Annotated in this window: 3 protein-coding genes; all 3 read right to left on the bottom strand. The window is 45.4% G+C overall.

The window, feature by feature from the left end:
* Nucleotides 1-171: 171 nt before the first annotated feature.
* From ACM0OZ_RS20305 to ACM0OZ_RS20315, 3 genes are read right to left on the bottom strand one after another with little or no spacing between them, the layout of a single operon-like run.
* Nucleotides 172-9,036 carry an amino acid adenylation domain-containing protein gene (locus tag ACM0OZ_RS20305; RefSeq protein WP_414584620.1) on the bottom strand — a complete coding sequence of 2,955 codons (8,865 nt, stop codon included), beginning with the start codon at nt 9,034-9,036 and terminating at the stop codon, nt 172-174.
* On the bottom strand, nt 9,033-11,096 hold the full coding sequence (locus ACM0OZ_RS20310) for a MupA/Atu3671 family FMN-dependent luciferase-like monooxygenase (protein WP_414584621.1): 2,064 nt from the start codon (nt 11,094-11,096) through the stop codon (nt 9,033-9,035). The genes ACM0OZ_RS20305 and ACM0OZ_RS20310 overlap by 4 nt, the downstream gene beginning before the upstream one ends.
* Nucleotides 11,097-11,108: 12 nt before the next feature.
* Entirely contained in the window at nt 11,109-11,279 is a 171-nt protein-coding gene (locus ACM0OZ_RS20315) for a hypothetical protein (protein WP_414584622.1), read from the bottom strand.
* Nucleotides 11,280-11,344: the final 65 nt, after the last annotated feature.

Raw genomic sequence — 11,344 nt, forward strand, 5'->3', positions numbered from 1 at the left:
CTTCCACCCAAGCCCCAGAGTAACAAAACGAAACATCACCTGTTTCCGCAAGGAGGCTCACACCGTAATCTTTGATTCGGTGTTGAGACGGCAGGCGCTTCAAGTTGGGAAACCCGCCCATCGACTCAACCCTACTGATAGTTGTTGGATGTTGCTTTATCTGCTGATTCCTCAATCATTTGTCTGTGCCTGCTCAATGCAGATTGTCAGTTGTTTTGCTAAAACCTGGACGTGAGGTTCATTGAACATTGTGTGATGGTTACCTGGAACAAAGTGGATATCCAGAGGTTGAGTAGAAAACTTGTCCCAGCCCAATCCTAGTTCATCTAAAGTTTCAGAGTTTGCATGACTAACAGCATCAATCTCGCTTGCCCGGAAAAACGTAATCTGAGCCGGATAGACTGCTTGTGGCATATAAACAGAAGCAGTTTGCAAGTTAGTTTTGAAAACCTGAATTAAACCGCGAGCTTGCTTAATTCCAACATCGGGAGGCAGGAAATTGACCATTTGTAACTGCTGTTTGAAGTAGTTCAGTTGCTCCATAGGATCAAGAACTTTGAGAGCTTCTTCAGATACGTTTAAGCTCTTTCCGTACAAGGTTTCAACTAGGCCGGCAATCTTCTTCATCCATCCAGCATCATCGCCATCAAAATCTAATTCATTAGTTCTATAACCTGGTGCAGGAGAGTCCAAAAGGGCTAGTAGAGCCACCTCATATCCCCGCTCGTGTAACTGAGTCGCCATCTCAAAAGCTACCATACCGCCAAAGGAATGACCACCCAAAAGGTACGGTCCAGAGGGTTGAATGGAGTGTATTGCTTCAATGTAATAAGCTGCCATGTCCTCGATGAGTGTGTGCGGCTTTGATTCCCCATCAAGACCGAGTGATTGCAATCCATAAAATGGTTGATCTTTACCTAAATGATGAGCCAGGTTGTATAAATAGATAGTATTGCCACCCGCTCCAGGCACGCAGAAGAAAGGGCGCTTAGAACCATTAGGCTGAATAGGTACTATTGGAGACCAATTTAAAGCATCTATCGGCTGGCGGAGAATAGTCGCTAGTTGTTCAATAGTTGAGTTTTGGAAGAGTGTCGCCAAGGCGAGATTTTTCTTGAATTGCTGCTCAATCCGTGCCATGAGTTGCACGGCTAAAAGAGAATGGCCACCAAGGTCAAAGAAGTTATCCTTTACTCCAACAGGGTAGACTTTCAGAACTTCTGCCCAAATTTCTGCCAGTTTCTGTTCCACGATGTCAAGGGGTGGGACAAAGCTAGCTTGGATTGCGAGGTTGTTTGTATCAGGGTCCGGCAGGGCGCGGCGGTCTACTTTACCGTTGGGAGTCAACGGCAACGACTCCAGTATCACTATTGCCTGAGGCACCATGTATTCTGGCAGCTTTGTTTTCAGGAATTGACGCAACTCGCTAATTGTGGTAGCTGTATGCTCTTGTGGCACAATGTAGGCGACTAAGCGTTGATCCCCAGGAGTGTCAACTCTAGCTGTGACCACAACTGAATGAACTGATGGGTGTTGGCTTAGTACTGCTTCTATCTCCCCCAATTCGATGCGGAAGCCGCGAATCTTTACCTGATTGTCGATGCGTCCTAGGTATTCGATGTTGCCATCAGGCAAATAACGTGCTAAGTCTCCGGTTTTGTAGAGGCGGGAATCGGGGTCAGTGCTAAACGGGTTGGGGATGAATTTCTCTTGTGTTAACTCCCGACGGTTGAGGTAGCCTCGCGCTAAAGGGGCGCCACCGATGTGCAATTCTCCTGGTACGCCAATCGGCACTGGTTGCAGATTGCTGTCTAGGATGTAGATTTGCGTGTTGGCTATTGGGCGACCGATGGGGATTGACTGTATGATTGCCTCAAGTGGTCTGCCGATAGGGTGACAACAAGTAAAAGTCGTGCTTTCTGTCGGACCGTATCCATTGATGATCTGCGTGAATGGCAGAGTTTCAAGAGCTTTGTGAACGTGAGCAACCGAAAGTGCTTCCCCGCCAATCAGTAGCTGCTCAATTCCTGACAACGCTTGGGAGTCGTCATCAATTATCGAGTTGAACAAAGCAGATGTCAGCCATAAGGTAGTAATGCCATGTTTGTGGATGTAATGGCTCAACTCAACAGATGTAGGAATCTTTCCTGGGAAAAGAACACATTGTGCACCATGCAACAAAGCTCCCCAAATCTCGAATGTCGAAGCATCAAAAGAAATTGGGGCTATCTGCAAAAATCTTTTTGTTGCATCTAAATGAGCGTAATCGACCCCAAACAACAGACGATTAACGCCACGGTGAACAACTTCAACTCCCTTAGGCGCTCCCGTAGAACCGGAGGTATAAATCACATAAGCCAGATTACTAGCTTGCACACCAGTGATGGGATTGTTGTCAGGAGACTGAGAAATAAGTTGCCAGTCACTATCCAAAAAGACTTGCTGCGCCTTGTGCTGTGGTAATCTCTCAACTAAGTGCTTTTGGGTCAGTAGTACCGAAACAGCCGCATCTTCTAACATAAAGCTCAACCGTTCGGTGGGATACTCTGGGTCTACTGGCACATAAGCCCCACCCGCCTTGAGAATCCCCAGCAGTCCCACCACCATAGAGAGTGAGCGTTCCACACAAATGCCGACCAGTACATCAGGACCTACACCTAATGAGCGCAAGTAGTGTGCCAATTGGTTCGCACGACAATTCAACTGCTCATACGTTAGTTGTTGGTTTTCATACACCACTGCCACTGCATCAGGTGTACGCTCTACCTGCTCTTCAAACAACTGATGAATACACTTGTCAGTAGGATAGTCTACAGTTGTATCATTCCACTCAATGAGTAACTGCTGTTGCTCTGGCTCTGTAAGCAGAGGCAATTGGCAAATCGTCTGATGTGGATTGGCGACAATTCCACACAGCAATGTTTGGAAATGACCCAGCATCCGAGTAATGGTGGCATCATCAAATCGGCTAGTATCGTAGCTCATCTTCACGGTCAATTGCTCACCAGGAAGAGCTACTACTGTTAGAGGATAATTAGTTTGTTCAATACCTCGAATATTATCCATGGACAAACTGCCATTGTGTGATTGCACAGCAGCATCGACTGGATAGTTCTCAAATACGACAATGCTCTCAAATAAGGACGTTCCTTTGGGGACTTGACTCCAACCTTGAATTTCTACCAGTGGAGTATATGAGTATTGCTGACATTCAACTTGCTGCACCTGTAAATCCTTTAACAAAGGCAGCAATTGTGTTTCTCTAGAGACTTGTACTCGCACTGGCAGGGTGTTGATAAACAGTCCCACCATCGATTCTATGCCCACAAGAGATGGCTCCCGACCAGACACAGTCGCACCAAAAACGACATCTGTTTCTCCACTGTAGCGAGACAGCAATAGCGCCCAGGTTGCCTGCACCAGATTATTCACACTCAGTTGATGCTGTCGTGCAAAAGACTGTACGGCGGCTGTTGCTTGCACAGGAAACTGGATTTGTTGTTCACTGTAGCTTACGTGCGACTGCTCCCGGTTTGATAATGGTTTATCCACCGTCAAGGGAGTTGGTGCAATGAAACCTGAGAGTTTTTGTCGCCAAAATTCTTCAGCTAGTGCTAAGTCTTGTTTCTGTAGCCAAGCGATGTAGTTTCGGTAACTTACAGTTGGTTCATAACGTAAATTTTCACCTTGAGAAAATGCTTGATAAAAGTCCAAGAGGTCTTTGAAAACCAAAGGTAACGACCAGCCATCGAGCAATATGTGATGAACACTCCAAACAAATTGATAACAGTCCTTATCCAATTGGATGAGATTTAGGCGCATCAATGGTACTTGAAAAAGTTGGAAGCCCTGTTGCCGCTGTGAGTGCAAGAAAACCTCTAATTGCTGTTGCTGCCTTTCAACAGATAGCTCTCGCCAGTCGTGGGTCTCTACAGTGATTTTCACTTGGCGATACACTACTTGAAGTGGTTCGCTCAAATGTTCCCAAACAAAAGCAGTCCTCAAGACCGAATGCCGTGCTACCACTTGCTGCCAAGCTTGCTCGAACGCACTCACGTTCAGGTTTCCCCTCAAGATGCAACTTAACTGTGTAAAATCCACCCCCGAAGAAGGAGCATACAAACTATGAAACAGCATGCCCTGTTGCATGCCAGAGAGCGGATAAATATCCTCAATATTTTTCCAGTTGGTTTGGCCGAGTTCTTGTTTCAATTTGAGGCTAGCCAACACTTGGTCGAGTTCTAACTGGTTGAGCTTGACTAAAGAGAAATCTGAAGGTGTATAACCTCCGCTTTGTGGAGCTAAACAATGAGCAATCAGTTCGCGCAATGTCAGTAGGAATTCTTGTGCTAGATGCTCAATTGTGGCATGTTCATGGACATTTGTGCTGTACGTCCAATTTATTTGCAGTTGATTTCCAATAATGATGCCGTTGAGATCTAGCAGATGAGTGCGGTTGCCATGCAAACTTTGGCTGGATCCAGTACACTCAGTAGCTAGTTGGATGCCAGAAGATGTATTCAAAACTTGATCAAATTGACCCAGATAATTAAAGCTAATCTGTGCTTGAGGAAGTGCCTGTAGTTTGGCGGCGATTTCTGCGTCCCGACTGAGATAGCGCAATAAACCGTAGCCAATTCCCTTGTTTGGAATGGCACGCAGCTGTTCTTTGACCGACTTTAAGGCATCTCCCGGATTGTGTGTTACTCCCAGTTCTATAAACACTGGGAAAATCGTCGTAAACCAACCGACAGTGCGTGATAAATCTACATCCTCAACTATATCTTCCCGCCCATGACCTTCTAAGTTCAGTAGCACAGAGTTAGAGCTAGTCCATCTTCGCAATAAGAGCACCAAGGCAGTCAACAGCACATCTTGTATCTGAGTGTTGTAAGCAGACGGAACATCTTGCAGGAGCGCTGTTGTTTGTGCTTCATCTAGCGACACTGATACTATGCTGGCAGATGCGACAGTGTTAGCTCCTGCTGCATAGTCCGTTGGTATGGAAGAAACTGACGAGCGAGATTGACTCAGCCAATAAGCCAGTTCTGATTTGAGAACTTTCGATTGCGCATATTCTTCTAGTCGCAAAGCCCAATCTTTGAAAGAAGTTGTCTTGGGAGGTAATTGGAGCGTTTGGCCACGGCTGAGTTGTTGGTAAGCTGTCTGCAAATCCTCTAATAAAATTCGCCAGGAAACGCCGTCAACTACCAAATGGTGGATAACTATGAGTAATCGGCTCGGTTTGTCAATACCCAGTCGGAAAAAGGCAACTCGCACTAAATCTTTTGACAGATTTAAACTCGCCTGTAATTGTGCTGCGGTCGTTTCAATTGCAGTTGTTTGTTCTGTTTGTGGTAGTTTCGATAAATCAAACCAGCAGAAAGCAGCACTATCAGCATTCAGAGCGTGAGTCTGTTGCCAATCAGACTCAGACAATACAAAGCGTAAGCGCAGGGCATCGTGATGTAACAGCAAGTACTGTACAACTTGCTGTAATAGTTCTGGTTTCCACTCGGCTGGCACAGATAGCAGAAATGATTGATTGAAGTGGTGCGGTTCTGGTAGATTCTGCTCAAAGAACCAGTGTTGAATCGGTGTCAGTGGTGCCGTTCCTGTCACTAAACCTTGTTCTGCCACGATAGCCTCAGTTGTGCCTGCGACTGCTGCCAACTCAGCTATTGTCTGATGCATAAATAGCTGCTTGGGACTGAGCACAATTCCTTGCTGATTTGCTCTGGCAATAATTTGAATACTGAGAATCGAATCTCCACCAAGTTCAAAGAAGTTATCATGTATGCCTACTTGCTCTATTTTGAGCACAGATGCCCAAATAGCGGCAAGCATTTCTTCGATTCGGGTGCGTGGGGCAACATATTTGTCTAATAGTTCACGCTGTAATTCAGGTGCTGGTAGGGCGCGGCGGTCTACTTTACCATTAGGAGTCAACGGTAACGACTCTAGCATCACTATTGCCTGAGGCACCATGTAATTTGGCAGCCTAGCTTTGAGGAATTGCCGCAACTCGCTAATTGTGGGTGCTGTATGCTGTTGTGGCACGATGTAGGCGACTAAGCGTTGCTCCCCTGGGGTGTCTACTCTTGCTGTGACGACAACTGAGTCAACTGATGGGTGTTGGTGAAGTACTGCTTCTATCTCGCCCAATTCGATGCGGAAGCCGCGAATCTTTACTTGATTGTCGATGCGTCCAAGGTATTCAATGTTGCCATCGGGCAAATAGCGTGCTAAGTCACCAGTTTTGTAAAGCCGGGAATCGGGGTCAGTGCTGAAGGGGTTGGGGATGAATTTTTCTGTTGTCAATTCTGGGCGGTTGAGGTAACCTCTTGCCAAAGAAGCACCACCGATGTGCAACTCTCCTGGTACACCGATGGGCACTGGTTGTAAGTGCGAGTCTAGGATGTAAACTTGCGTGTTGGCGATTGGGCGACCGATGGGAGGTGAGATATGCTCTGGTCCATTGGCAACTACTAGCCCAGAAGTTGTGACAACAGTATTCTCAGTTGGACCATAATTATTTACTACAAGTAAGGGGAGTAAAGAAGATGGATACTGATGAAGCTTATCTCCACCAGTCAGTATGCAACGCATTGCTACATTTTGTGTCCATTCTAGAGATAATAACTCCTGTGCCAATGGTGTTGGTAAAAAACTGATAGTCACCTTTTGTGATATCAACCAGTCTCGCAACTCTTGTGGTTTACCAAGCAGTTCACGTTTGACTAAGTAGATACTTGCTCCCACAGTAAGGTAGGGCCACAATTCCCATACCGCAGCATCAAATGCTGTTCCTGCTAGCTGAGTGGCTTTGTCTACGGAAGTGATTTCAAAGGCTCTTTTGTGCCAGAACACCAGATTTAGCAGTCCGGTATGGGCAACCAGCACTCCCTTAGGCGCTCCCGTAGAACCAGAGGTATAAATCACATAAGCCAAGTTAGTTGCCTGCACATCAGTGATTAAATTGTCCTGAGGAGATTGAGAAATCAGCTGCCAATCACTATCCAAAAAGACTTGCTGCGCCTTGTGCTGTGGTAATCTCTCAACTAAGTGCTGTTGCGTCAGCAGCACCGACACAGCCGCATCTTCTAGCATGAAACTAAGACGCTCTTGGGGATACTCTGTGTCAAGCGGCACATAAGCCCCACCCGCCTTGAGAATCCCCAGCAGTCCCACCACCATAGAGAGTGAGCGTTCCACACAAATGCCGACCAACACCTCAGGACCAACACCTAATGAGCGCAAGTAGTGTGCCAATTGGTTCGCACGACAATTCAACTGTGCATAAGTCAGTTGTTGGTTTTCATACACCACTGCCACTGCATGGGGGGTGCGCTCTACCTGTTCTTCAAACAACTGATGAATACACTTATCAGTAGGATAGTCAAAAGTTGTATCATTCCACTCTACCAGTAACTGCTGTTGCTCTTTTTCTGTAAGCAAGGGCAATTGGGAAATCTGCTGCTGTGGGTTAGCAACAATTCCTTCAAGCAATTTCTGGAAATGACCTGCCATCCGCTCAATGGTGTCCGCATCAAACAAATCAGTGTTGTACTCGAACATTCCTGTCAGTCCTTGCTCAGTCTCTACCATCGACAAGGTTAAATCAAATTTTGCTACCCCCCCATCCATCTTCTGAAGGCTGATAGTTAAACCATCTAGCTCCTGCACCTGCATTATTGGGTTACGTTGAAGGGCGAACATCACTTGGAATAATGGAGTGTGGCTAAGGTTTCGCTCCGGTTGCAGTTCCTCTACCAGTTTTTCAAATGGCAAATCTTGGTGGGTATAAGCTCCTAATGCTACCTCCCGAACCCGTTTTAGCAGACCCCCAAAAGTGGGATTTCCTGAAAGATCTGAGCGCAGAGCCAGGGTGTTGACAAAAAAACCTATCAATCCTTCAATATCACTGACGTTCCGACCAGCGATGGGAGAGCCGACAATGATGTCTTCCTGCCCCGTGTAGCGATACAGCAGTGTCCCAAAGGCTGCCAGCAGTGTTATGAATAGTGTCACCCCTTCTTGCTGACTCAGTGATTTTAAGGATTCACTGAGGAGCTTGGGCAGTACAAAAGATTGCATTGCTCCTTGGAAGGTTTGGATTGCTGGTCGAGTTCGGTTGGTGGGAAGTTCTAACACTGGCAAGGGTGCTGCCAACTGTTGCTTCCAGTAATTAATTTGAGACAAAAGCAACTTCTCGCTCAGCCACTGGCGCTGCCAGTAGGCGAAGTCAGCATACTGGATAGGCAGTTCGGGCAAAGGAGAAGGCGCTCCCGTAGAAAAAGCTTTATACAGGATTGTTAATTCGTTTATGAATATTCCCGCAGACCAGCCATCTATAACAATATGATGTACTACAAGCAACAGCACATAAGAATTTTGATCCAAGCGCAGCAGGTTTAAGCGCACCAAGGGACCTTCTTCTAAATCAAAAGGTTGCTGTGCTTCATTAGTTGCAAACTGTTGCACCGAATCCCAATTTGAACCCAAATCCAAAATTGGCAATTTCAAATCTAAAGTTGAAGGAGCTATCACTTGGACTGGTAACCCATTCACCATTTTGAACGTTGTTCGCAAGGCTTCATGACGACGCAAGATTTCTGCGATCGCTTGCGAGAGAGCTGTTATATTAAGATCCCCTTTGAGGTGGAGCGCGATGGGAACGTTGTAAGTAACACTTTTACCTTCTAATTGGTACAGAAACCACAGTCGTTCCTGAGCAAAAGATAAAGGCAGATTTTTGTCTCGTGGGATAGACGCAAGGGGAAGAGTAGTAGCATTCGCCACGATGTTTTTCTGCTGTAGCAACTTCATAAGTTCTGTCTTGCGCTCAGATAGTAATTCGCGCAGTTGTGGGGTCAGTGTTCCTTTAGGGGCACGAATCTGTAGCTGATTCCCATCAACCGACAACTTCACACTTAGCCTTTGAAGTTCTGCGAGGAGTTCATCATTGGTTTTTAGATGCATATCACCGTCAAATCCAGGTGAGAGGAACGCTTGATTGATGTGGTTGTTGCTCATATTGTGATTTCCTCCTCATCATGGCTGTGGTATCTGTTTTCTCTTCCCAGTTCAGATTTTCCTGTTTCTAGCGTTAGGGAAGAGAGAACTTGAGTGACTAACTGAGCGATGCTCAATCCTTGAAGAAAGGTAACTATGGGGATAACTATCCCTAGTTCTGTTTCTATCTTGTTTCGTAGTTCTATAGCTATTAAAGAATCCAATCCTACATTAAGCAGTGACTGATGGATGTCTAATTGGGATACAGACAATTTAAACGTCTTAGATACCTGTTCGCGGAAATATTCTGACAAGAATTGCTCCCGCTCTTCGGGTGGAACAGCTAGAAGGGCATTGCTTCTAGGAAAATTATTTTTTTCCTCTTGAGTTACCAGGGATATTTCCTTTGAACCTGTGGTTTCTAGTAAATAACCTTTGTGAACCAGCTGATAACGCAGTCCCCAGATTTGTGCAACCAACTCCCCTGATGGATTGAGAATACGCACATCTCCTTCAAATACATCTTTGGCTCCAGATTCATTTTTTGCGCTCGCATGGCTCCAAATTAAATGACCGGCTTTTCTATAAAATTCAAGTCGTCGATAACCTATGTGTAATAGTAGAAATTCGGGAGAAAGAGTGAGGCTATTTTTATTGAGTAGCGAACCAAACACCAGACAACAATTATCCCAGAAAACAGGATGAATATTGTAAGCTGCAAATTCCGATTCTGGTAACTCAGGAAGTTGAATTTGCCCTAATGCTTCTTTTCCCTCTCTCTGGTAAAGATGTTTTATAGCCTGAAAACCCAAACCATATTGCAATCCTATCTCAGCAATTTGTTTATATAATGCTTGAACATTAATCTCTTCTGTACAACGAGCTTGAATTTCCTGAAGCGAACTTGAATGCAAGTTCAAGTTTTCAAAACCATCATGCAATTTTGAAGAATGATGGTTCTGAAGATATGAATTGCTCGAAGTAGCTTCTTTGCTAGGTATTTGCCTTTTAAAAGCAGAAGAATTATTAAATCCTTCTGTTCGACAAAGCTCTTGTAACTTATTCAAAAAAGGTAAATTACTGAGAATCAATTCATTATCTGGGCCAAAATCCAACAGACAAGCAATTTCATCGATTCCAGCCTGCTTAAGTTGACTGACTATACCCAGGCAAGTATCAGGGGTTCCAATTAACGCCCTAGTGGAGAAAAATCTTTCAAATAGAAAATTCAAGAAATTATCGAACTCTTGAGACGACAACTTTGTGAGGTCAACATCCCGACTTCTGCTCTGGGCAAGCCCCTTCAACAAGTTCTGATTCAATTTAAGATAGTCACAAAAAGGTTGCCGCACCTGCTCTCGAACGAGATTAACATCCTCGCCAACGAAAGTATGCAACATAACTGCAACTTTCCCAGATTCCGGATCGTGTCCGTGCTTTGCCCGCATTTGACGATAAAGGGCAATTTTCTCAGCTAACTCCTCAGTAGATTGGTCAAATAAATGCGTGAGAAGATTAGCACCAATTTCACCTGCCTTAGCAAAAGTTTGAGGATTGCTTGCAGCAGTGACCCAGATTGGTAGAACAGGCTGGATTGGAGATGGATAGCTTCTGACCTGAATCTGAGTGGAATTACCACTTTTTACTGGTATGGATTCCCCTTGCCATAACTTTTGTACCGTCTCAATACCTTGGTACATTTCTTCATAACGGTTGGGGTATTTCTCAGGGAAAAAGGCAAAGTCATTGGGGTGCCAGCCTGAGGCGAAAGAAATTTCTACTCTACCTTGAGAGAGGTTATCCACCATTGCCCACTCTTCAGCAATGCGAATGGGATGGTGTAGAGGCAGTACCACGCTGCCTGCCCGCAAACGAATCCGCTTGGTTTGCATGGCTAGGGCAGCATTCAGTACGGCAGGATTGGGAAAAAGACACCCCATAGCCGCAAAATGACGCTCTGGCAGCCAGACACTGGAAAAACCATGTTGATCTGCAAACTTCGCACTCTCAATAACGAGATGATATTTACCTCCTGTTTCGGAGTTTTCTTGGCTAGCAAAGAACATTAGACCAAACTGCATACCCAGTTCTCCTTAAGCTCCAATCAATTGATGCTCGTTATCGATTTTTCCAGTGGCATGGCATATCCATGCATCAGCGCTGTTGTTAGCTAAACGACTATAAATAGAGAAAGAAATTTCTGCTTTTGAATGACCAGAAAGGATGATTTGTACGATGCGCTTTTCTTTTTCTTGCAGAAGCATCGCTTGTGGGTAGTGACGCTCCTACACCAACCCTAACGGGTATGGTGTAGGCTTCTCAGGCATTG

The organism is Scytonema sp. PCC 10023, from assembly GCF_963920835.1.
GTDB lineage: Bacteria > Cyanobacteriota > Cyanobacteriia > Cyanobacteriales > Nostocaceae > Kalymmatonema.